The organism is Pseudohongiella acticola (genome assembly GCF_001758195.1).
Lineage (GTDB): Bacteria > Pseudomonadota > Gammaproteobacteria > Pseudomonadales > Pseudohongiellaceae > Pseudohongiella > Pseudohongiella acticola.
In genome coordinates this window covers 297,166-321,014 of sequence record NZ_MASR01000002.1, presented here as the reverse complement: position 1 = coordinate 321,014, position 23,849 = coordinate 297,166, and the positions used below count along the sequence as shown (strand labels likewise).

Sequence of the window (23,849 nt, the reverse complement as noted above, 5' to 3'; positions counted from 1 at the left end):
TGAAGCAAACAAACCGTTGGCATACCGTAGGAGAGTCCATTGCAAAAAGGCAAGCCGTCGCAGTTCGCTGCCCCAGATCTCAGTCGCGTAAACGTTGTGCTGGTCAATACGTCGCACCCGGGCAATATCGGCGCCACCGCCAGGGCCTTGAAAAATATGGGGATTGCTAATCTCCGTCTGGTTGATCCGCGCGATTATCCCAGCGATGTGGCGATCTGGCGAGCAGTATCGGCTGTCGATGTTCTGGAGCGCGCACAGGTATTCCCGACCCTGATGGAGGCAGTTGCTGACTGTTCCATGGTGATTGGCGCCAGCGCCCGCTCAAGGCGCATGCCCTGGCCGATGTTGTCGCCTCGCCAGTGTGCCAGGCATGTGCTGGAAGAAACCCAACGTGCTGCCGCGGAAAACAGTGGACAGATTGCCCTGGTGTTCGGTCGTGAAGATACCGGGCTGACCAATGATGAGCTGCAGCAGTGCCACTATCATGTTCAGATCCCTGCCAATGACGATTACAGCTCTCTGAACCTGGCCGCTGCCGTCATGGTCATCAGCTACGAAGTGCGCATCGCCATGCTGGAGCATGCCGGCGATACCCGACTGGGCGCTGAGGCACCGATGTACGATGCAGCCACCGAAGATGAGTACTGGGATGTACCCAAGGCGGACGGGCATCAGATGGAATTGTTTTACCGGCATCTGGAGCAGGCACTGGTGGCGATGGATTTTCATGATCCGGAAAATCCACGACTGCTGATGCCGCGCATGCGCCGGTTGTTCGGGCGTATCCGTCCGGACTCAATGGAAATCAATATTCTGCGCGGTGTATTAACCTATGTCGAAGAACATGTCCGGCGCGCCAACGAAAACACAGCGCCAGAGCGCGAGTCAGTGCCCGGATCTCCCAACAAAGACGCCAACGCAGGCGACGAACCACGCAAGGATACAAAGTAGTATGAGCATCATGTTTGACAAAATCGCTGAAGAAATTGCCGCCCGCCCGGCCCAGGTCGCAGCCACCGTGGCCTTGCTGGATGACGGCGCCACCGTGCCTTTCATTGCGCGTTACCGCAAAGAAGTTACCGGTGGTCTGGATGACATTCAGCTGCGCCGTCTGCAAGAGCGGTTGATGTACCTGCGCGAATTGGACGATCGCCGTGAGGCCATTCTGAAAAGCATTGGCGAGCAGGAAAAATTGACACCTGAGCTGGCGCAACAGATAGCTGCCGCCGACACAAAAACCACGCTGGAAGATCTCTACCTGCCTTACAAGCCCAAGCGCCGTACCCGCGCCCAGATCGCCCGGGAAGCCGGCCTGCAGCCGCTGGCAGACCTGCTGTTCAGCGATCCCACGCGCGTGCCGGAACAGGAAGCCGAGGCATTCGTTAATGCCGACCTTGGCGTTGATGATGTCAAGGCGGCACTGGACGGAGCCCGTCACATTTTGATTGAACAGTTGGGTGAGGACGCAGCTCTGCTGGGTAAATTGCGTGACTTTTTCTGGTCCAGGGCGCATCTGTCGTCCGAGCTGATCCCAGGCAAAGAACAGGAAGGCGCCAAGTATCGCGATTATTTTGAATTCTCCGAAGCCGTGACAAAAATTCCGTCACACCGTGTCATGGCGTTGTTCCGCGCCCGCAACGAAGGCATTCTCAATCTCAAGGTTGATATCCCGGTGGATCCGTCGGCGCCGCCAGTAAAACACAGTTGTGAAGTGATGATTGCCTCGCATTGGCAGGTGCTTGACGAAGGCCGTGCTGCCGATACCTGGTTACAGGAAGTGGTGCGCTGGACCTGGCGCGTCAAGATCCATACACACCTGCAGACTGACTTTCTGACGCAGCTTCGCGATCAGGCAGAGGAAGATGCCATTCAGGTGTTCGCTCGTAATATCAAGGATCTGTTACTGGCGGCACCGGCCGGCAAAAAAGTCACCATTGGTCTGGACCCGGGTTTGCGTACGGGCGTTAAAATGTGTGTCGTTGATGCCACTGGCAGGGTGCTCGATCATGGCGCGATTTTTCCCACCGCGCCGCAGAACAAGACAAGGGAAGCCGCGGCTGTGCTGCAGACCATGTGTCAGAAATACGATGTGCAACTGATTGCCATCGGCAACGGTACTGCCTCGCGGGAGACCGATCAGTTTGTGGCGGATTTCTGCAAAGATCATCCACAATTCAGGCTTAATCGTGTGCTGGTTAATGAAGCTGGGGCCTCGGTGTATTCAGCCTCTGAATTTGCCTCGCACGAATTGCCGGATCTGGATGTGACCATCCGGGGCGCCGTTTCCATCGCCCGCCGCCTGCAGGATCCGTTGGCAGAGCTGGTGAAAATTGAACCAAAGTCGATTGGTGTCGGGCAGTACCAGCACGATGTCAGCCAGGTCAAACTGTCGCGCAGCCTGGATGGCGTGGTGGAAGACTGTGTGAATGCCGTTGGCGTTGACGTCAACTCAGCGTCGGCTCCGCTGCTAAAAAGAGTGTCGGGGCTGACGCAATCACTGGTAGGCAATATTCTGGAGTTCCGTGACCGCAATGGCCAGTTTCGCAGTCGCGATGACCTGAAAAAAGTACCCAGGTTCGGTGATAAAACCTTTGAGCAGGCGGCCGGTTTTCTGCGCATTCATGAAAGCGAAAACCCACTGGATGCCTCGTCTGTGCATCCTGAATCCTATCCGCTGGTGGAAGAGATTGCCCGCCGTCACGGCCGCGAAGTTCGTTCCCTGGTGGGCGACAGTGCATTTTTGCGCTCATTGAAAGCCAAAGACTATATCAGTGATGTTTATGGTCTGCCGACGGTGGAAGATATTCTGGGCGAGCTGGAAAAGCCCGGGCGTGATCCTCGCGGTGAATTCAAGACTGCCGCGCTGAAGGACGGCGTCGAGACCCTGTCAGATCTGAAGCCGGCCATGGTTCTGGAAGGAACAGTAACCAATGTTACCAACTTTGGTGCCTTTGTTGATATCGGTGTGCATCAGGACGGTCTGGTGCATATCTCGGCACTGTCAGACAAGTTCGTCAAGGATCCGCATGACGTCGTCAGCGCAGGCAAGATCGTCAAGGTCAAAGTGCTGGAGGTGGACAAGGAGCGCAAGCGTATTGCATTGACCATGAGGCTGGATGACCCACTGCCAAGCGAAACCGGTGCCAAACCCTCGCGGTCTGGCCCGACGTCAGCGGAATCGAACAAGCGCAAGAAGGATTTTGCCGCTGCTGCGCAGAACAAGCGGCAGACGGGCACGATGGCGGCGCTGTTTGAGCAGGCGTTGAAGAATAAACGCTGAAAACGTACTCGAGAGCTGCCGTTGACTCGAATACGTTTTCAGAAGTTGGTACTTCGTTGTCAGAGGCCGCGGGTACGCTTCGGTCGGGCGTTTCGACGCGACTTGGCCGGGCGCGGTGCGCGGCCCGGTTTGTCATCCGGTACCAGCTGATGCAAACCGTCACCGATCAGGTCGGTGCGACCCATTTTGCGTAAGGTGGTGCGCAGGATGGGCCAGTTCTTTTCGTCGTGATAACGCAGGAAGGCTTTCTGCACGCGGCGGTCTTCAATGTTCTTGATGCTGCCAACGGCCTCGCTTTTGTAAGTCACTTTCTTCAGCGGATTCTTACCTGAGTAATACATCGCCGTGGCCAGCGCCATCGGTGACGGGTAAAAAGTCTGCACCTGATCCGGCTTGAACTTGTGTTTCTTCAGCCACAGGCCGAGGTTCATCATATCTTCATTGTCGGAGCCCGGGTGGGCAGCAATAAAATAGGGAATCAGATACTGCTTCTTGCCTGCTTTGGCAGAAAAATGATCAAACATTTTTTTGAATTCATCGTAGGAACTGATGCTGGGTTTCATCATCTTCGACAGCGTTTTGTCTTCGCTGTGTTCCGGCGCGATTTTTAAATAACCCCCGACGTGATGGGTCACCAGTTCTTCCACGTACTCAGGATCCTTCAGCGCCAGATCGTAACGCAAGCCAGAGGCAATGGCGACACGCTTGACGCCTGGTATCGCACGGGCTTTACGATAAAGCTGGGTTGTTGGTTTGTGGTCTGTTTCCAGGTGCTGGCAGATTGTCGGGTACACGCACGACAGGCGTTTACAGTTCTTCTGGATGTCATGCGATTTGCAGTTCAGTTTGTACATGTTGGCGGTGGGGCCGCCCAGATCGGAAATCGTGCCGGTAAAGCCAGGCACCATATCGCGGATCTTTTCAATTTCTTTCAGAATCGATTCTTCCGAGCGGCTCTGAATGATGCGCCCTTCATGCTCGGTAATTGAGCAGAATGTACAGCCGCCAAAACAGCCGCGCATGATATTGACGGAGGTCTTGATCATGTCATAGGCCGGAATCCGCGCATCGCCGTAGGCCGGGTGCGGCCGACGCTGATAGGGCAGGTCAAAGACGCCGTCCAGTTCATCGGTTTCCAGCGGAATGGGCGGCGGGTTGACCCAGATATCCAGTGTGTCGTGCTTTTGTACCAGCGTCTTGGCGTTGTAAGGATTGGACTCCTGATGCAACACGCGTGACGAATGGGCATACAGTGCCGGATCGTTTTTCACCTTGTTATAGGAAGGCAACCGGATGTAGGTCCGGTCCGGGTCGGATTCATACTTGCGCTGCAGCGGCAGCGGAATGATGCGCACCGGAGCGACGTCGTCATCCGTGGCAGCTTTGGCTTCAGTGGCCTCACGGACTTTACGTGCATCAGGCTCAGTGATCTGATCGTGGGGCACATCGTAAGGGTTTGGTATGTCGTCAATACGACCGGGCCAGTCGATGCGGGTAGAGTCGATTTCTGTCCATCCGGGGGGGGCTTCACGGCGCAGCACAGCGGTGCCCCGCAGGTTGCTGAGATCCTTGATGGTACGGCCGTTGGCGACACCGTGAGCGATTTCCACCAACGCCCGTTCGGCGTTGCCATACAAAAGAATGTCAGCATTGGCGTCTATCAGCACCGATTTTCGGACCTGATCGCTCCAATAGTCATATTGCGCGATACGACGCAGACTGGCTTCAATGCCGCCCACGACAATGGGCGTTTTGTAATAGGCTTCGCGGCAGCGCTGGCTATAGGCAATGACGGAGCGATCCGGGCGCTTGCCGGCCTCTGCATTGGGGGTGTAGGCATCGTCGTTGCGGATGCGCAGATCGGCCGTATACCGGTTGATCAAGGAATCCATATTGCCGCCAGTGACGCCAAAAAACAGATTGGGTTCACCTAAGGCCTTGAATGGCTCAGCACTGTCCCAGGCAGGCTGGGCGATGATGCCAACACGGAAGCCCTGTGCCTCCAGCAGACGTCCAACCACGGCCATGCCAAAACTGGGGTGGTCGACATAGGCATCGGCGGTAACAATAATGATGTCGCAGCTGTCCCAGCCCAGGGCATCCATTTCCGCCCGTGACATGGGCAGGTAGGGGGCTGTGCCAAAACATTCCGCCCAATAGCGCTGATAGGAGAACAGGTGCCTGGGTTTGGTATCAGGCCTGGTCTCCGGTCGCGACCGGGATTTAGTCTTTGTTGCTGAGGGCTGGGCAGGTGTTGGCATCAGGCGTGGGCCTTCCGGCGGCAGGCCGGTGCGTTGGAAATGGATTAGGGCCGTATTCTACAGCATTTACTGGCTTTCTAGAAATAATCCCAGTGGCATGACAGTGCCGTTGATATCCAGGTGCTCATCTTGCAGCACAATGGTGCTTCGGGCCCGTCCATTGGCGACATGGGCCCAGCCCTGTTGCTGATAAACGCGCAATGCATCTGCGGCAGGGCTCTGCAGTAAAGCCGTGGCGTCGGCATCGATTGCCAGCGATAACTGTAGCTCTGGCAAAACCGGGCGCCAGCCCTGCAGGGCCTTGGCAGCAGGCCAGCGAGCGCTGGTTTCCAGCCAGTGATCACCGGCAAAGGCGGTAAAGCCGGCGATGGCGTCAAAACTCAGATCGCCCTGTGTGCTCAGAACCAGCAGGCCGGAACCGGAAAAATGACTCTGTTCATGGTCGGGCGCCGGCAATAGCTGAAAATCCGCCAGCGCAAACGGGCTGTCATACAGATGCCACAGAATGGGGCCATGGTTCAGGTGCAAAATCGCCGATTGCTGAACCGGGGATTGCCCGTCATCTGAAAAAATGCTGCTGGTGGCGTTGAAGTGTATGTCACTGCTGAACCAGCCTGAGCGGACACGGGTCACGTCAATATTGAGTGCCTGTGCCTGCTGCAATGCCTGAACCACTGGAGGGCGCACGAACAGCCCGGTCAGCGCTGGCATGACGGTGGTGACCAGCAAAACCGGGACCAGTATCAGAAGCAGTGTCAGGCTGATCAGTTTCTTGAGCATGAATCTCATCGGATGCCGGGTTAATTGCAAGGGAAGGCCGTGGAAGCGTCGATGCACTATATCAGATCGTTGCAGTTAAAGCAGTCAATGTGCGCATGTATCATAAATGAGATTGATACGGATTATTGCTTATTTTAATAACGGTTGAGTCGAGTTCAGTTCGCGTTATTCGGTTTGCAATACCCTGGTCTATTGGCTATTGTTTCAGCGTTTTTCATAGAGGTTCCGCGTGTCTTTTTCTGCCTGTTGCTGGCCGGATACACGGAGAAGTCATGATCAATCGGAAAAATAAGCAGCATGTAACCGTAATTTGGCATTTTACATAAGAAAAATTAAGTGAGGTTTGGCATGTCAAGATGGCTTGTAAGCATCAATAAAGCCCGTGTTATGACAGGTGTATTATCCAGCGTTGCCTGTTTGCCCCTGTACGCACAACAAAGTACTCAGAACAATGCTCAGAACGCTGAGCAAACAGAAGTGGAAGAAGTTGTTGTCACTGGCTCCTACCTGCGGGGCAGTCCACTGGACGCGCCGTCACCAGTCACATCGGTGGACAGAGCGTCAATGGAAGCGCAGGGCGCGTCACAGATTTGGGACGTGATCAAGAACCTGGAGATAAATTCCGGGTCCATTTCCAACGAGGGTGCCGACGGCAGCAACGCCGCGCTGGGCAACCTGTCTGGCACTGCCAATATCAATTTGCGTAACCTGGGTGAGAACTCGACGTTGACATTGGTCAACGGCAAGCGCCAGGTCGCTGCTGCTACTACCACACCATCCGGTGGCGAATTTGTTGATATCAACACCATTCCCCTGGTCATGGTTGATCGCGTGGAAGTGCTGACCGATGGTGGTTCGGCATTGTATGGTTCCGATGCCGTGGCAGGCGCCGTGAACATTATCATGCGCACTGACTTTGAAGGGCTGGAGCTGTACGGTGACGTGCAGAACATCGAAAGTGCAGGCAGTCGCTATGATAAAACCGGCAGTGTCATCTGGGGTTGGGCCAATGACAGTGGTGACACCAATCTGGTGCTTGCCGGTGAAATATTCCGCCGTGACCCGGTGCCGATTACGGCTGCACGTTTCTACGACGAACGCTCCGAGTTTACCGGTGTTGTGGGCGGGCTTGGCACGCTGATCAATCAGGGTTCGTTCGGTGCGCGTCTGAATCAGGCTTACATCAATCAGGATGCCATTTATCAGGCCGTAGCCGAAGGTGGTACCGATGCATTGCGTTACACAGACCCTTTGTGTTCCCAGTTGACGTCGGCTGATGGTTCTCCGCTGTTTACCGGCACGCGTACGGCCCAGCGCGGCGAACCCAGCAGCAGCTGTCGGGAAGAAGATGCGCAGTGGCGCCTGCTTACCGTTGGCATGGAGCGCGACAGCCTGTCTGCTGCCTTTAGCCACCGTTTTAACGAGGCCGCTGAATTCTACTCATTTGCGCAATGGTCGCAAAGCGACATCGAGCGATCAGATTCTGGTTATGTCAGTGCCCGGGGGCCCAGCTTTTTCCTGGCACAGCCCGGCGCCCACGCCGGCGTCCCCGCCTGGGGCGGCTATGGTATTGGTCAGACCGCAGAGCTGGGTTACTTCGCCCCGGCGGTGGGTCTGAGTCGTCCAACGGCCAGCGACATCCCCAATGCACCGATTGCACTGGCCAATGGCGGCCCCAACGTCCCCATGTCTGGCACTGTGCAGACCGGAAACTTCCCGCGCAGCGGTGGCAACACCAATATGAATACCACCGAAACCATGGGTCTGCAGGCCGGTGTCAAAGGCGAGTTCTATGCGCTGAATGATCGCCGCTTCAACTATGATGTAGGCGTGTCGTGGAGTGGTACCAGCTTTGAGCTGGAATACCAGACCTTCCAGCGCGACCGCGCCGAGCTGGCAGTCAATGGCCTGGGTGGCCCCAACTGCACACCCAATGGGGTCAGTGACTTTGATTTCAGAAGCGCGCGTGGTGCCGTGTCGCCCGCTCTGCCGACATTCTGGGATTTCCTGGGCGACACCTTTACCCAGGAATATTTCCCAGGCTTTGTACATACCACGAGGGAAAGTCTGTCGCTGGCACTGACCAGTAACAACCATGGTCAGGACGGCTGCGAGTTCTACAATCCTTTCCTGACATCGGTGACTGATCCTGACCTGGGCAATTCCCAGGCCCTGATGGACTGGATGACGCCCACCGTGTTGCGTTCTGATAAGCGTAATCAGCTGGCGGTATTTGATGCCGTAGTAGCAGGTGAAATGTTCGAGATGGCCGGTGGCATGTCCCAGTTTGCGCTGGGTGTGCAGTACCGTCAGCAGAACAATAAATCCATTGCGCCGACCCTGAATGATCCGGGGCTGCCTAATGCGATCCTGGGCTGGGATGCCAGCGGCAATGTCGATGAGACGCACTATGTCAGCAATAACTATGAATGCTCGCAATGTATCTTCAACTATGATCTTGATCGCAATGTGCGAGCCATTTTCTCTGAGTTCTCGCTGCCGTTGCTCAACAATGTAGAGACGCAGTTCGCCTTGCGTTACGAAGACTACGGCGGTTCAGTCGGCGGTGAGTTGACGCCCAAGGTCGCTGCCAGCTGGCGGCCCATCGAGGAACTGTTGTTCCGTGGCTCATTCTCGCAGTCATTCCGGGCGCCTAACCTGGCTGTGATAGAAGAAGGGCTGGAAGCAGGGCAGGTGACCTTCCGGGACCCGTTGCGCAACCAGGCTGTGCGCGCGGGTCTGGCGGCGGTGAGCAACGCCAACGCTGAACCCAACACCACCTACAGTGTGGGTGCACCAGCGCCTGATGTTGGCAATGAATCGGCCAACACCTTCAGTGCCGGCTTCATCTGGACTCCCTATGGCGTATTGGATGGCCTGAGTGTGACGACAGACTTCTGGCGCTTTGAGGTCAAGGATCGGGTGATGCCACAACCGGCGATTTCATCAATCTCCGGTGAACTGGATGCATTTGCATCAGCAGCGACCAATCCGGCCAACTATGTGCTGAACTCATCATTGGCCAATGATGCTGCGCAGCCCTATGTAGCTTGCGATCCCAACGCTCTGGAAGCACAGTGGGGCAGCGATCCGCAAGCCTCGCAGAATGAAGCCGGGCAGGTTATTGAAGGCTCGCGACTGGATTGTGTGGTCGATCCGCGGGAATACGTGGTACCGAATGTGGTTCGTACACAGGGCAGCACCGAAGGTGCGCTGGTGACCATTGTCAGTTCTACCATCAATGCGGGTGAAGTGATTTCTGATGGTTTCGACTTCAAGCTGGGTTATGGCTGGGAAATGGACATGGGGCGCTTCCGCGCCAGCATGGACTTTACCTATGTTAATCAGTACACGCTGAAAGACGTGCCCGGGCTGGAGCTTGGATTGTTGGAAACAGGCGTGTTTGATGCCGCCGGCACGACCGGTGATGGCATTCTGGTGCGTTCACTGCCGGACAAAAAGGGCAATCTGACCCTGAACTGGTCCAGTCACGACCTTCGCCACAGCGTCACCGTGATCAATCGCTTCATCGGATCGTATGAAGACCTGGCGTATCGCAACACCTTCGAAAACGGTAATGACTATGTACGCTCAGTAGTGCAGGACAAAGTGGATAGCTACAACAGTATCGATCTGCAGTACAGCTACACCCATGAATGGGCCGATAGCCGGCTGGGTACCAGCATCTTTACGATAGGTGCACTGGATGCGTTCAATGCAACCTTGCCATACCGTTACGCTGGCGCTCTGAACTATGACGCCTCGGTGTTTGACGGTCGTGGCCGGCGCCTGTACGCGAGAGCCTTGCTGCAGTTCTGATATCCGGCAGCAAAGCTTGCTAATTGAAAAGCCCTGTTGACATCCTGTCAGCAGGGCTTTTCTTTTTTTTATCGACAACCCGGCACCTTTTTGCGGTAAAGCGAATCTTGATGAGCGCTGTACCGGGCCATTATCAATATGGAAAATGTTCTCTATTTCCAGTATTTATGCTGCTTCCAGGCATATCACCCCGTGCTGCGTGATGTCCGTTTATAAAATGTGTGAACTGGTTCAATTTTAATTGCAATGCCCGTTTCAATTGGATACAGTTTGTAGCGATTCCCTGTAGTTCCGGTCAATCTGAAAGGAGTCTGGGCCGGAGTAGTATTGAGTTGCTTGAGTTGTAAAACACTAATAATCGCATCTAAGCAGTGCATACGTTTCCAAAAATAATAATCACGGGGGAATATCCATGTCCAAATGGCTTGGTTTCCGAAATAAGACCCTGGTGCTGACCAGTGTGGTATCAGGCGCAGCCTGTCTGCCAGTTTTTGCTCAGGACTCAGAAGTAGAATTAGAAGAAGTTATCGTCACCGGCTCCTACATTCGGGGCACGCCATTGGATGCACCTTCTCCGGTGACCACCGTTGACAGAGCGTCAATTGAAGCACAAGGCGCGGCCCAGATCTGGGACGTGATCAAAAACCTCGAAATAAATTCCGGTTCATTCACCAATGAAGGTTCAGGCGAAGGCCAGGCCCTGTCAGGCACCGCCAACGTCAACCTGCGGAACCTGGGTGAGAACTCTACCCTGACACTGATTAACGGCAAGCGTCAGGTATCTGCTGCAACAGTCACCCGAAGCGGCGGCGAATTCGTTGATATCAATACCATCCCACTGGTGATGGTTGAGCGCGTCGAAGTGCTGACCGACGGCGGTTCAGCGCTTTATGGTTCGGATGCGGTGGCCGGCGTGGTCAACGTCATCATGCGTACCCAGTTCGAAGGCCTTGAGGTCTACGGCGATGTGCAGGCGCTGGAAACAGCCACTGATCGCCAGGATAAAACAGGCAGCGTGATCTGGGGCTGGGCCAGCGACAGCGGCGATACCCACTTTGTATTGTCCGGTGAAATGTTCCGCCGTGACCCGGTACCGGTGGAATTTGGCAAATTCTATGATGAAAATGCGCAATACACCGGCGTAGTCGGCGGTATAGCAGGCAATATCAGTGCCACCATGGCCAACCCGGCCTTCGGTTCACAAATTAACCAGGCCTATATCAACACGGCCGTTACGCAGCGCAATATAGCTGAAGGCGGATCATCCAACACGGTTCTGACCGATCCTTTGTGTGATGATCTGACCGCCGCCGATGGCCGTCCTTTCTTCACCGGTACGCGTACTGACCGTCGTGGTGCCAACAGCGGTACCTGCCGTGAATTCACCGAAGAGTGGAACTTTATGAGCGTTGGTATGGAGCGCGACAGCATCGCCGGCGCCTTCAATCATACGTTTAATGAACACGCCGAGTTCTACTCATTCTTCCAGTATTCCGACACCACCATCGAACGTTCAGACGACGGCGCTCACGGCTCACGTGGTCCTACCGTGTTTCTGGCAGCGCCAGGCTCGCACGCCGGTAACCCGGCCTTTGGTGGCTACGGCATCGGCATGACAGCAGAGCTGGGTTATTATGCCGGCAAAGCTGGCCTGACGCGCCCGACCAGCATTCCCAATGCGCCCAACACGCTGGCCAATGGCGGCATGAACGTTCCGTTCTACGCCAGTGTGCAGGATTCCAATACGCCGCGTATGGGTGGCAACACCAACATCACTGAATCGGAAACGCTGGGTGTGCAGGCCGGTGTCAAGGGCGAGTTTTACGCCTTTAACGACCGCCGCTTTAACTACGACGTGGGTTACTCCTGGAGCGGCACCAGCTTCGAACAGGAATACCAGACTTTCCAGCGTGATCGCGCAGAACTGGCCGTGAATGGCCTGGGCGGTCCAAACTGTACCCCCAATGGCATCAGCGACTTCAACTTCCGTGATGAGCCCGGCCCCTTTGGCGGCGCCATCCCCACCATCTGGAATGTCAGCAACCAGGCCTACTATAAAGGCTACACGCAGACCTTCTTCCCCGGCTTTGTATTTACCACGCGGGAAAGTCTGTCTCTGGCACTGACCAGTAACAACCAGGGCCAGGGCGGTTGCGAGTTCTACAACCCCTTCCTGACCCAGATGACAGATCCGTCGCTGGCCAACAGTGATGAGCTGATGAACTGGATGGCACCAACGGTCAAACGCGCCGACAAACGCAACAAGCTGGGCGTGATTGATGCCGTGCTGTCAGGCGAATTGCTGGAGCTGCAGGGCGGTATGGCCCAGTTTGCTGTGGGCGCCCAGTATCGTATGCAGACAAACAGCTCCATTGCACCCGCCATGAACCAGCCGGGCCTGCCCAATGCCATTCTGGAATGGGGCACTAACGGTGAGCCCAATACCACGCACTATGTCAGTAACAACTTTGAGTGCTCGGAGTGTATCTTTAATTACACTAATGACCGCAACGTCTCTGCTGTGTTTGGTGAGCTGTCATTGCCGCTGATTGAAAACGTGGAAACCCAGATAGCGCTGCGCTACGAGGATTACGGCGGCAATATCGGCAGCGAAGTCACCCCCAAGGTGGCACTGAGCTGGCGGCCGATTGATACTCTGTTGCTGCGTGGCTCCTTCTCGCAGTCATTCCGTGCACCTAACGTCGGCATCGTGGAAGAAGGCCTGGAGTCATCCAGCAACACCTTCCGTGATCCGCTGCGTAACCAGGCGGTTCGTGCCGGTCTGGCCGATGTCAGCAATGCCAATGCATTGCCGAACTTTACCTATACCCTGGGTGGACCAGCGCCGGATGTGGGCAATGAGTATGCCGACACCTTTAGTGCCGGTTTTGTCTGGACACCAGCGGGTCGTCTTGAAGGTTTCAGCTTGACTGCAGATGCATGGCGTTTCGAGCTGACCGACAAGGTGCTGCCACAGCCAGGTATTTCAGCGATTGGTGACGAACTGGCGCTGTTCCAGCAGGCAGCTGCTGATCCGTCAAACTACGTTCTTAACGGTACCATCCCGTCCAGCCGTACTGGTGAATGGGCCAACTATGAACAGTTGACGCCGTGTGATCCCAATGCGTTGGCCGCTCAGTTCGGTACTGATCCTAACACCCAGGGCACGCCCGGTGGTGAAACCGGTTTCCGTGACGTGCAGGCAGGTTCTCGTCTGGACTGCGTCGTGAATCCGGCGGCTTACCAGATTGAAGGTGTGGTACGTACCTTTGGTGTGTCTACCGGCGCACTGACCACGACTCAGCTCAGCACCATCAACGCCGGCGAGATCATCGCTGACGGTATTGATGTGAAAGCCAGCTACGACTGGACCCACGACTGGGGCCGATTCCGTCTGAGCATGGACTATACCCATGTTAATCAGTACACATTAAAAAATGTGCCTGGCCTGGAGCTGGGGCTGTTGGAAACAGGTGTGTTTGACGCAGCTGGTACAACAGGTGATGGCAATCTGGTGCGTTCATTGCCGGACAACAAAGGCAATGTCAATCTGGGCTGGATGGGTAATACCGGTCACGGTGCGTCTATTATTGCGCGCTTTATCGGTTCTTACTCTGACCTGGCCTATGAGAACACCTTTGCGACCGCAAATGATGAAGTACGCGCTCTGATGAGCCGCAAGATCGATAGCTATCATACGATCGATCTTCAGTACAACTACACGCATGAGTGGGCCAATTCCTCACTGGGAACAACCATCTTCACTGTCGGTGTACTGGACGCCTTCAATGCTGACCTCTCGTACCGTGAGTCTGGCAGCATCAATTACGATGCTGGCGTATTCGATGGCCGTGGCCGTCGTTTGTATGCCCGGGCATTGCTGCAGTTCTGATGATGTAAAACACGCGGGTAATTGACGCTGAAAGAAGGCCCCGTTCGCGGGGCTTTTTTTTGGCTTAACGAAAAGCATTAGTTTTAGTGATTGTTATTATTTATCAAAGTTATAGCGTTGTCTGTCGTAAAACCGACGTCCAAATTGTGAGCTCGTTCAAATTTGATTGCATTGCCCGTTGCAATTAGATACAGTTTTTGCAGATTCCCTGACGTACCGGCAATGCAAGGAAACACCGCCGGAGTTGTAGCGAGTTGCTTTAGCTGATCAAGAGTAGAGCAGTACGTTTCTAACAATAATAATCACAGGGGGAACACCCATGTCTAAATGGCCTGGATTCCGAAGAAAAGCTCTGGTTCTCACCGGGGTCATGTCAAGTGCAGCCTGCCTGCCTGGTCTTGTCCATGGGCAGGACAATCAAGAAGCAGAAGTCGAAGAAGTCATTGTCACCGGTTCCTACTTGCGTGGCAGCCCGCTGGATGCGCCCTCTCCGGTGCAGGTCGTTGACAGAGCTTCCATCGAAGCCCAGGGCGCAGCCCAGATCTGGGATGTCATCAAGAACCTTGAAGTAAACTCCGGTTCCATCAGTAACGAAGGCTCTGATGGCGGCCTGGCTGAAATGGGCGCTGTTTCCGGCATGGCCAACGTCAACCTGAGAAACCTGGGGGAAAACTCCACCCTGACATTGATTAACGGCAAGCGTATGGCGCCTGCCGCAACGTCAACGCCAACGGGTGGGGAATTTGTTGATATCAACTCCATTCCGCTGGTCATGGTGGAGCGCCTTGAAGTGCTCACCGACGGTGGCTCAGCGCTGTACGGTTCGGATGCGGTGGCCGGTGTGGTCAACGTCATCATGCGTACCCAGTTCGAAGGCCTGGAACTGTATGGCGATATTCAGGCCATCGAAAAAGACATTGGCAACCAGGATCGAACGCTCAGCGCCATTTGGGGCTGGTCGAATGACACCGGCTCAACTCATTTTGTCGTGTCCGGGGAAATGTTCCGCCGTGATCCGGTACCAATCACTGCTGCCCGTTATTTTGATGACAAATCAGAATTTACCGGGACTGTTGGCGGGTTTGGTACGCCATTGGTCAATGCTGCCTTCGGTTCCAACGTGAACCCTGCCTTTCTGAATGAAGACGTGAGGCAACAGGCCATTGCGGAGGGCGGTACCAGCGAACCACGTTATACCGATCCTCAGTGCTTTAGTCTGACCGCCGCCGACGGTGCCCCGTATTTTGTGGGTACCCGCACCGCAGACCGGGGTGAACCCAGTTCAAGTTGTCGTCAGGATACCTTCCAGTGGGACCTGCTGAATGTGGGGATGGAGCGCGACAGTGTGGCCGGTGCGTTTGACCATGCCTTCAATGATACAGTCGAGTTTTATTCCTTTGCCCAGTATTCCAGCAGTGACATTGAGCGCTCTGATTCTGGTGCCTACACCAGCCGCGGGCCAACCATGTTCCTGGCTCAGCCCGGCGCGCATACCGGTAACCCGGCTTTTGGTGGTTATTCCATTGGCCAGCCAATGGAGCTGGGTTATTTTGCGCCTTCTATTGGTCTGGCAAGACCCACAGCGGCTGATATCACCAATGCGCCCACTGACATCAGGAACGGCGGTCTTAACGCGCCCAGTTATGCCAATATGAATATTGGCAGTTCGCCACGTGAAGGCGGCGGTAACCAGGTCAGCCGTACCGAAGCGTTGGGTGTGCAGGCGGGTCTGAAAGGTGAGTTTATTGCCATGGACAACCGTCGCTTTAATTACGATGTCAGCTATTCCTGGAGCAGTACCAGTTTCGAGCTTGAGTACAAAACCTTCCAGCGCGACCGCGCCCACCTCGCCGCCAATGGTCTGGGCGGACCCAACTGTACGCCCAATGGTGTTGCTGATTTCGATTTTCTTAGTGCACGTGGCCATATATCACCGGCAATACCGACTGCCTGGGATTTTGTTGGCGCCAGTATGACGCAGCTGTTTTTCCCGGGTTTTGTGTTCAATACACACGAGTCTCTGTCCTACGCCCTGACCAGTAACAACCAGGGGCAGGGCGGTTGCGAGTTCTATAACCCGTTCCTGACGCGTCAGTCGGACCCCAGCCTGGCAAATTCGCAGGAACTGGTTGACTGGATGCTGCCGACGATTCGTCGTGCCGACAAACGCAACAAGCTGGGTGTCTTCGACGCCGTGCTTGCGGGTGAGATGTTCGAGATGGCAGGCGGCATTTCGCAATTTGCTGTCGGTGTACAACACCGGGAACAGAATGCCAAATCAATTGCACCGGAAATGAATCAGCCAGGGCTGACGGCAATATCGGGCTATGGCCCCGGCGGAGTACCTAACGAGTTCCGTTATGTGTCGAACAACTTTGAGTGCTCGGAGTGTATCTTCAACTACGATCACACGCGCAGCACGCGCGCTGCTTTCATGGAGCTGTCGCTGCCATTTCTCACCAACATCGAGTCCCAGATCGCCTTGCGCTACGAGGATTACGGTGGCCAGATTGGTGGCGAACTGACACCCAAGGTAGCGCTGAGCTGGCGTCCGACCGATTCCTGGCTGTTCCGGGGGTCGTTCTCGCAGTCCTTCCGCGCCCCCAATATTGGCGTACAACTGGAAGGGCTTGAATCCAGTTCCACCACCTTCCGTGATCCGATCAGTGCGCAGGCGGTGCGGGCAGGCATGGTGCCACCAACCAACGAGAATGCTGAACCGGAAAGCACCTACACAGTAGGGTCGCCAGCGCCGAACATTGGTAATGAGTATGCCAACACCTACAGCGCCGGCTTTATCTGGACGCCGCAGGGTCGGTTGCAGGGACTGAGTATCAATGCTGACTTCTGGCGATTTGAAGTTGAAGACCGGGTCATGCCACAGCCAGGTATCTCTGCCATTGGGCCAGAGATTGCTGCATTTGAAGCGGCTGCCGCAAATCCTGACAATTATGTCTTTAACGGCACCATTTCCAGCAGTCCATCGCCTGCCTATGCTGGTCTGGATCCTTACGAGTCCTGTGACCCGGCGGCGCTGTCAGCGCAATGGGGTGATGATCCGGAAAATTCAAAAACAGCCGGTGGACAGGTAATCCCGATGTCACGTCTCGACTGTGTTGTTGATCCGCGAACCTATATTGTGGATGGTGTCGTGCGTTCCGCTGGCAGCACCACCGGTTCGCTGGTGACGATCAGTTCAGCTGCCATCAACGCGGGTGAAGTGACCGCTGACGGTGTTGACTTGAAGGCATCCTATTCGTGGGATACCGATCTGGGCCGCATCCGCATCGCAACAGACTTCACTTATGTCAATCAGTACAAACTGAGCAATGTGCCCGGTCTGGAACTGGGGCTGCGTGAAACCGGTATCTTTGATGCTGCCGGCACAACCGGTGACGGCCTGCTTGTGCGCTCGCTGCCTGATAAAAAGGGTAACCTGACGCTAAGCTGGACAACACCGAGCCTGAAACATACCTTCACCGTGATCAATCGCTTTGTCGGTTCCTATGACAATCTGTCCTACCAGGATACCTTTGATAACGGCAATGACTATGTTCGCTCAATTGTTAATCGCGAGATTGACAGTTACCACAGTATCGATCTGCAGTACAACTACATGCATGAGTGGGCCAACCCGAACCTGGGAACAACCCTGCTGACAGTGGGTGCGCATGACGCGTTTAACGCAGAATTGCCATTCCATTACAGCGGTGCGCTGAACTACGATGCCTATCAGTTTGATGGTCGTGGACGGCGCTTGTATGCGCGTGTGCTGATGCAGTTCTAGACTGTAACAGAACTAAAAAAACGGGGGCTGGTTGCCAACAACCAGCCCCCGTTTTTTTATGGTGAGTGATAAACAACGTTAGAATAGTTCGTCTGGCACGCCGGGTAACTGCTTGAATCCGGGATAAGCAAAATAGTAGCCCTGGAAAAGATCGATGCCTTCATGCGCGAGCCAGCGATACTCTTCCTCGCGCTCCACACCTTCTGCCAGAATATCGATGTTGAGTTTTCGGCAGGTCAGAATCACGCCCTGAATTATTGCCTGGCGTGCCGGGCGCTGATCAACATGATCGATCAATGCGCGGTCGATTTTAATATAGTCGGGCTGAAACTCCGCCAGTAGATTCAGGCCGGAAAAGCCTGCGCCAAAATCGTCAATCACGGTGGTAAAACCGAGTTTCTTGTAGGTTTCAATGATGTTTACCAGATGAGTCTTTTCACGGATTTCTTCACTTTCAGTTACCTCAAAGTGAATTTTTTCGACAGGGAATCCGTACTTCTGCGCTGCCGCCAGGGTAGTGCGAATACAAAGCTCTGGGCGATAGACGGCGTTGGGCGTGAAATTGATATTTAGCGCTACGTTAATCTTCAGCCTGGTTGCCAGCTCAATGGCTCTGACCCGGCAGGTTTGATCAAAGTTGTACAGGTTGTCACTGTTAATCTGGTCCCGCACAAAGGCAAAACCCTGACCCTCGGGGCCGCGTGCCAGTGCTTCGTAGGAGACAACCTTGCGGGTGCTGGCGCGCACAATGGGCTGAAACGCAAAACTCAGGTTGAACGTTTGATGTTCATTGTCCCGGCAGCCGCTGCAGCCCAGTTCGTGCGTGTCAGCGCTGTGTAGTTTGATGGTTTGCAATACTGCCTCACATAATCCGCTTAGAACCTTGATGGTGATTTTAGCATAGCTATATCATATTGAAAATTAGCGTAAAACAGCATTCAGGAAGCTTGCTGCCAATTTCAGGAAGTGACAAATTTCCGACTGTAGCGGCCCAGAATGGCGCCAATAATCAGCAAGGCGCTACTGACACCGAACGTCAGGCGAAAGTCCTGCTGCCAGTCAATCAACAGCCCGGCAGCGGCAGGCCCAAGCAACTGGCCGAGCGCAAAAAAGACAGTCACAAAGCTCACGGCCATGGCCGCGTGCTGCGGTTTTACGGTACTGGTGGATGCCGCCAGTATTGATGTAAACAGACCGCTAATAGAGGCCCCCATCAGTATGTAATGCAGAACGAACACCGCAGTCTCTGCTCTTAGTACCGGTAACAACGTGGCAACAAACGATATCAGCATGCAAATGAGCAGAGCATTGGCATGGCCGATGCGATCTGCGGCTCTGCCCCAGGCGGGGCCAGCGAATACTGAAATCAGGCCCATGATGGCAACCAGACGTCCGGCGGTAATGGGATTAACCTGTGATTCCAGAGCAAAGCTGTACATGAACAAGGTCTGCACGATATAGGTGGTGCCGACAATGCCGTAGACTGCGCCGATCACGACCACATGCGGGTTGCGATATATGCTGGCGAGGCCATGACGCATACTCACGGCCTCGCTGTGTCGCGGTGGGTCCCGTAGCAATGTCGTCACCAGCACCAACGTTATCACTGCGCTGATACAGAAGATGCCCCAGACCAGGCGCCACGCTGCCGGGCCAGCGGCATCGGTCAGTGCTGGCACCAGCGCACCACTGATCAGAATGCCCAGCCCGACACCGCTATTGGCAAAGCCGATAACAGTGCCCCGGCGATCAGGGTACCAGCTGCCCAACAGTGATATTAACGGCGTGAACGCGAACGCGGTGCCGAATCCAAGCAAGACCATGGCCAGCAGCAACCAGCCATACGCCGATACCACGCTCAACATCAAGAAACCGGTCGCTGCCAACGCCAATCCGGTCATGATGGCGCGCTTGCCACCGAATCGCCCGGCAAAAACACCGGCATACAAAAGCAAGGTCAAATATCCCATTGCGGTCACGGTGCCCAGGTTGGCCGCCTCGGCATAGCTCAGGCCCAGATCCGCACGCATGGTCGGCAGTACCAGACCATAAGCGAGGCGGGCGAAAACTACTGTGACCAGCGTACACAGAATACCCAGACCGCTGAGCAGGGCAATGGGAGGGCGCCGCAGGGCGGTTGAGCCCGGCAGTATCGGCGTATCAGTGGCTGGAGTGGACAAAGATGGCGATCCCCGATTTAAAATGATGATGTGCTGCGTCAGACACTGGGCATATTTGGCAAAACAGAACTCAGTTTAGCAGAAACCGGCGGATGACGGTTCTCTGCAGAGTGGCGGGCTATCCTGCTCATCGACGCAATTGGTTAGACGCTATGTCAGTATTGCCGACCAGGCTTTTGCTTTGTCAGCCACCGACATCGCCGCATGTGCCGGACTGGTTGAAGGCAGTCTGTGCAGTGTCATGGTTCCACTCCGGTCCGGCAGGGTGGGGGTGACGTGTTTCACAAAGACTGATTCTGCTTTGGCGCCATTAAAGTAGATATGCCTGATCTGATCATGATGAATAAAAAAGTCACTAAAATTGTTGGGGACAATTGACTCGGGAACAATGTCCGAATCCAGGCTGCCGGTGCGCGTGCAGGTTTGCAACACATCCCACAGGGCGATGTGATTTTTCTGCAGGGCAATCAGTCGTTCGGCATAAGGAGCATCAACGGGTATAGCCAACATGGCACACATCACTGTCCAGAAACTGTTACGTGGATGTGCGTAGTATTGTTGTGCTCGCAACGATGCAACCCCGGGCATCGACCCCAGAATAAGGACACGGGCGTCACTGCGGGCGACCGGCGAAAAACTGTGTATTTGCGGGCTCATTTTAGCTTTCCTGAGTCTGCGCTCTAATATGGGGCGTGCACCAATAGCGTTAGCACGGCGTGCAAGCGAGATTTTGCCAGTTACCTGTTTGTCATGGTTCTGTCATGACTGGCGGGTAGTCTAGCCGACTGTTGTATTCAATCCAATTGAACAGTATTGGCAGCTCTGATGACAGTTAATGAACAACGGGAAGCCTTACTTGCTATCCTGAGAAACGATACAGTAACAACGCTATTTCAACCCATTGTATCAACTCTGGAAAAAAGAATAGTGGGTTACGAGGCGCTTACCCGCGGGCCCTCGAACAGTCCGTTGCATTCCCCGCTGACATTGTTTGCCACGGCCAGGCATTTTGGTCTGTTGACCGATCTGGAAATTCTGTGTCGGCGTCGCGCGATACAGGGCTTCTGTGAACAGGCGTTTGAGGGACAGCTGTTTCTTAATGTTTCACCGGAAAGCCTGCTGGAACAACAGCATTACCCGGGCCGGACCCTGGCCATTCTTAAACAGGCAGGCCTCAAACCAGATCAGGTTGTCATTGAACTGACGGAACACTCCCCGATTGACAATGTCGGGTTGCTGCAGAGTGCTTTACACCACTATCGTGACATGGGTTTCTCTATTGCGCTGGATGACCTGGGGGCTGGTTACTCAAGCTTGCGCCTGTGGACCGAGCTACAGCCTGAGTTTGTCAAAATTGATAGACATTTCATTGACGGGATTCATCGCGATCCGATGAAACGCGAATTCGTCGGTTCAATACTGAATATGGCCAAAGCCTCTCGTTCTCATGTAATTGCGGAAGGTATTGAGCTGCCCGAAGAGCTACGGGTGCTTGAGGGTATGGGCGTTGACTGGGTGCAGGGTTACTGGCTGGGTCGACCCGAACCAGCACCCGTCGCCAGTGTTGGCACCATGCTGGCTAAACTGAACCCGGAAGAATCCGAAACCAAGGACCGCGGCCTGCACAGTCTGGTCATTCCGGTGAACGGCGTACATGTAGAAGAACGCGTGAGCCAGGTGTTGCAACGTTTTCAGCAACAGCCCAGCCTGAACAGTCTGGCGGTTCTGGATGATGACAACGTGCCCGTGGGTACGGTGCATTGCCACGCACTCAGCCAGGCGATGCTGAAGCAGTATGCCCATGAACTGCACGCCCGCAAACCCATCGGCCATATGATGGACAAGGACTGCCTTGCGGTCGATGTGCATCAAAGCCTGCAGCGTGTCAGTCGTCTGTTGACCAGCCGTGCGCGCCAGCGTCTGGAAGAGGACTTTATTATCACGCAGGACGGTCAGTATCTTGGCCTGGGTCGTGTCATTGATGTCCTGCGTCAGATTACCGAACTGCAGGTGCGCCAGGCACAGTTTGCCAATCCACTGACACTGCTGCCAGGCAATATTTCCATTCAGGAGTGTCTGGATCGCCTTCTGAGCAACGGTCTGACCGCACATCTGTGTTATATCGACCTCGACTCCTTCAAACCCTTCAATGATGTTTATGGATACGGCAAGGGTGACGAAGTTCTGCTTGGTCTGGCCCATATTCTCAGAGACTGCTGTGACCCGGATCTGGATTTTGTCGGCCATATTGGTGGCGATGATTTTATGCTGGTGTTGCGCTGCCAGGACTGGCGCGAACGCCTGGATGTGCTGAACACCAATTTTCAGGCCTTGTGTCGGCAACTGTACAAAGCTGAGCACATTGAGGGCGGTGGTTTCCAGGCGCCGGATCGTGATGGTAACTGGCGCTGGTACGACCTGCTAAGCCTGTCAATTGGTGTACTGGCGCTACCAGACGATGCCAGTGAAAAAGTGAATGCCAGCCAGCTGGCTGAGCTGGCATCCCACAACAAACATGAAGCCAAAAAAATCCGTGGCTTCAGTGTTGTCTGTCATTACCTGGATGACTTACTCGACAGTTCCCTGGTTGCCCTGTCTGCTGAGCCGACCAGCCTCAAGAATTCTGACCGCCCGAATCAAGGGTAGCATGACCACCAGGAAAGCCAGCACCGACCATATCCCCAGAAGGTTAAGGGCAGCGCTGATACCGTGCATGTCGGCCAGGTAACCAACAAAGGGGCCAGTCAAAATAAAGCCAAACCGGAACAGCAGACTGTTCAGCGAGTTCACCGTTGCCCGAAAGCGACCGGGAATTCGACGATTCAGGGCGTTGGCCAGAATCACCTGATACAGCCCACGGCAGAAGAACAGCACAAAACACAATGCCACGCCGCCCCAGCCACCCAGCCAGGCCATGCCGAAGGTGCCGATCACCGGCAACACACCAATCACAACGAGCGCAAACACAGCACCTCTGGTCCTTTCCAGCAGGTATCCACACTTGCTGGCGAGTGCGACGGTCAGACTCTGCGCAAACCAGAGTGCTCCGAACAGCGCCAGCGACAACCCCATATCGTCCCAGTAGGGCTGGATCAGCCAGGCCACATGAATGGTGGCAAGGTTGTATACTGGCAACGCAATAAACACCATGCGCAGGATACGATCACCTCTGGCGACATGTTGATATATCTCCTTCAGGCTGACCACACGATTGCCAGGCTCACTGACATTATCAACTGGTGGTTCTATAACAAGAAACGCCATCCACAGACAAACCCAGGCGGTGAGAGACTGCACCAGAATCATCACATCAAAGGACCACATGGCAAGCAGGCCACCGCACAGCGCCCCCAGGCCCTCCGCCAACGATTTTGTAAACCCCAGTTGCGACAGGCTCTGGGCATGGTCGCCTTCTTCATTTGCCAGCGCTCGTTCACTGTCATACAGCAGCGCAAGGTCAGCCCCTGACAGCATGCTCACCGCCATACCCAGTATCAATTCGAAAATCACCAGGCCCCAAAAGCCATCGGCGAAATTGAGCCAGAAGAAACCAAGCCCGTGTGCAAGTGCACCTATCAGCAGCGCCAGGCGTCGACCCATAACATCGGCAAAATACCCGGACGGCGCCTCCAGCACAACAATCGCGCCAGCGTAAATGGCCTGCAGGTAGAAGATCTCTGCAAGCGAAAGACCCTTGGACTGAAAGAAAGGCACCAGTACGGGCACAATCAACAGAAACATGTGGAAGAACGCCAATGCGTAAACGATATTTATATTTCTTTGCAGTTTCTCAACCACAATACACTCCTTCGCGGGCCTTCTTAGCCGGCACTTTTTTCCCTTTTCTCCA

Annotated in this window: 11 protein-coding genes and 1 pseudogene; 6 read left to right on the top strand and 6 right to left on the bottom strand. The window is 54.8% G+C overall.

Going from position 1 to position 23,849, the window contains the following annotated elements; all coding sequences use genetic code 11:
* Window positions 1–39: 39 nt before the first annotated feature.
* Both PHACT_RS13755 and PHACT_RS13750 read left to right on the top strand, forming a co-directional pair.
* Entirely contained in the window at window positions 40–951 is a 912-nt protein-coding gene (locus PHACT_RS13755; RefSeq protein ID WP_070118844.1) for an RNA methyltransferase, read from the top strand.
* Between the two features lies 1 nt (window position 952).
* Window positions 953–3,280 carry a Tex family protein gene (locus PHACT_RS13750; RefSeq protein ID WP_070118843.1) on the top strand — a complete coding sequence of 776 codons (2,328 nt, stop codon included), beginning with the start codon at window positions 953–955 and terminating at the stop codon, window positions 3,278–3,280.
* Window positions 3,281–3,360: 80 nt separating this feature from the next.
* On the opposite strand, the pseudogene PHACT_RS13745 reads toward PHACT_RS13750, so the two are convergent.
* Both PHACT_RS13745 and PHACT_RS13740 read right to left on the bottom strand, forming a co-directional pair.
* Window positions 3,361–5,541: pseudogene (locus PHACT_RS13745) on the bottom strand (YgiQ family radical SAM protein); the annotation flags it as partial.
* Window positions 5,542–5,607: 66 nt separating this feature from the next.
* Entirely contained in the window at window positions 5,608–6,321 is a 714-nt protein-coding gene (locus tag PHACT_RS13740) for a hypothetical protein (protein ID WP_139141584.1), read from the bottom strand.
* 387 nt (window positions 6,322–6,708) lie between these two features.
* Between PHACT_RS13740 and PHACT_RS13735 the strand changes: the two genes are divergently transcribed.
* The 3 genes from PHACT_RS13735 to PHACT_RS13725 all read left to right on the top strand — a co-directional run bounded on the left by PHACT_RS13735 (window position 6,709) and on the right by PHACT_RS13725 (window position 17,819).
* The gene (locus tag PHACT_RS13735; protein ID WP_070118841.1) at window positions 6,709–10,140 is read left to right on the top strand and encodes a TonB-dependent receptor; all 3,432 of its coding nucleotides are present in this window, start codon (window positions 6,709–6,711) and stop codon (window positions 10,138–10,140) included.
* Between the two features lie 412 nt (window positions 10,141–10,552).
* Window positions 10,553–14,032, top strand: a complete 3,480-nt coding sequence (locus PHACT_RS13730) for a TonB-dependent receptor domain-containing protein (protein ID WP_070118840.1) — start codon at window positions 10,553–10,555, stop codon at window positions 14,030–14,032.
* A 319-nt stretch (window positions 14,033–14,351) separates the two neighbouring features.
* Window positions 14,352–17,819, top strand: a complete 3,468-nt coding sequence (locus tag PHACT_RS13725; protein ID WP_083264647.1) for a TonB-dependent receptor domain-containing protein — start codon at window positions 14,352–14,354, stop codon at window positions 17,817–17,819.
* Between the two features lie 78 nt (window positions 17,820–17,897).
* On the opposite strand, the gene PHACT_RS13720 is transcribed toward PHACT_RS13725, so the two are convergent.
* The 3 genes from PHACT_RS13720 to PHACT_RS13710 form a co-directional block, all read right to left on the bottom strand.
* Complete coding sequence (locus PHACT_RS13720) at window positions 17,898–18,674, bottom strand: EAL domain-containing protein (protein ID WP_245730803.1); 777 nt, start codon at window positions 18,672–18,674, stop codon at window positions 17,898–17,900.
* 104 nt (window positions 18,675–18,778) lie between these two features.
* On the bottom strand, window positions 18,779–19,999 hold the full coding sequence (locus PHACT_RS13715; RefSeq protein ID WP_245730802.1) for an MFS transporter: 1,221 nt from the start codon (window positions 19,997–19,999) through the stop codon (window positions 18,779–18,781).
* A gap of 150 nt (window positions 20,000–20,149) precedes the next feature.
* Window positions 20,150–20,656 (bottom strand): DNA-deoxyinosine glycosylase, encoded by a 507-nt coding sequence (locus PHACT_RS13710; RefSeq protein WP_070118838.1) that lies wholly within the window; start codon window positions 20,654–20,656, stop codon window positions 20,150–20,152.
* A 168-nt stretch (window positions 20,657–20,824) separates the two neighbouring features.
* Here PHACT_RS13710 and PHACT_RS13705 point away from each other — a divergent pair, with 168 nt between their 5' ends.
* Window positions 20,825–22,645, top strand: a complete 1,821-nt coding sequence (locus tag PHACT_RS13705; protein ID WP_070118929.1) for a bifunctional diguanylate cyclase/phosphodiesterase — start codon at window positions 20,825–20,827, stop codon at window positions 22,643–22,645.
* Here the strand turns inward: PHACT_RS13705 and PHACT_RS13700 are convergent.
* Window positions 22,568–23,797 carry an MFS transporter gene (locus tag PHACT_RS13700; RefSeq protein ID WP_070118837.1) on the bottom strand — a complete coding sequence of 410 codons (1,230 nt, stop codon included), beginning with the start codon at window positions 23,795–23,797 and terminating at the stop codon, window positions 22,568–22,570. The two genes, PHACT_RS13705 and PHACT_RS13700, sit on opposite strands and share 78 nt — an antisense overlap.
* Between the last annotated feature and the right edge of the window lie 52 nt (window positions 23,798–23,849).

What these genes read in the sequence shown, in the direction of transcription:
- PHACT_RS13705 (WP_070118929.1), top strand. Translation starts at nt 20,825, where the DNA reads ATGACAGTTAATGAACAACGGGAAGCCTTACTTGCTATCCTGAGAAAC.
- PHACT_RS13750 (WP_070118843.1), top strand. Translation starts at nt 953, where the DNA reads ATGAGCATCATGTTTGACAAAATCGCTGAAGAAATTGCCGCCCGCCCG.
- PHACT_RS13735 (WP_070118841.1), top strand. Translation starts at nt 6,709, where the DNA reads ATGACAGGTGTATTATCCAGCGTTGCCTGTTTGCCCCTGTACGCACAA.
- PHACT_RS13710 (WP_070118838.1), bottom strand. Translation starts at nt 20,656, where the DNA reads ATGAGCCCGCAAATACACAGTTTTTCGCCGGTCGCCCGCAGTGACGCC.
- PHACT_RS13725 (WP_083264647.1), top strand. Translation starts at nt 14,352, where the DNA reads ATGTCTAAATGGCCTGGATTCCGAAGAAAAGCTCTGGTTCTCACCGGG.
- PHACT_RS13730 (WP_070118840.1), top strand. Translation starts at nt 10,553, where the DNA reads ATGTCCAAATGGCTTGGTTTCCGAAATAAGACCCTGGTGCTGACCAGT.
- PHACT_RS13740 (WP_139141584.1), bottom strand. Translation starts at nt 6,321, where the DNA reads ATGCTCAAGAAACTGATCAGCCTGACACTGCTTCTGATACTGGTCCCG.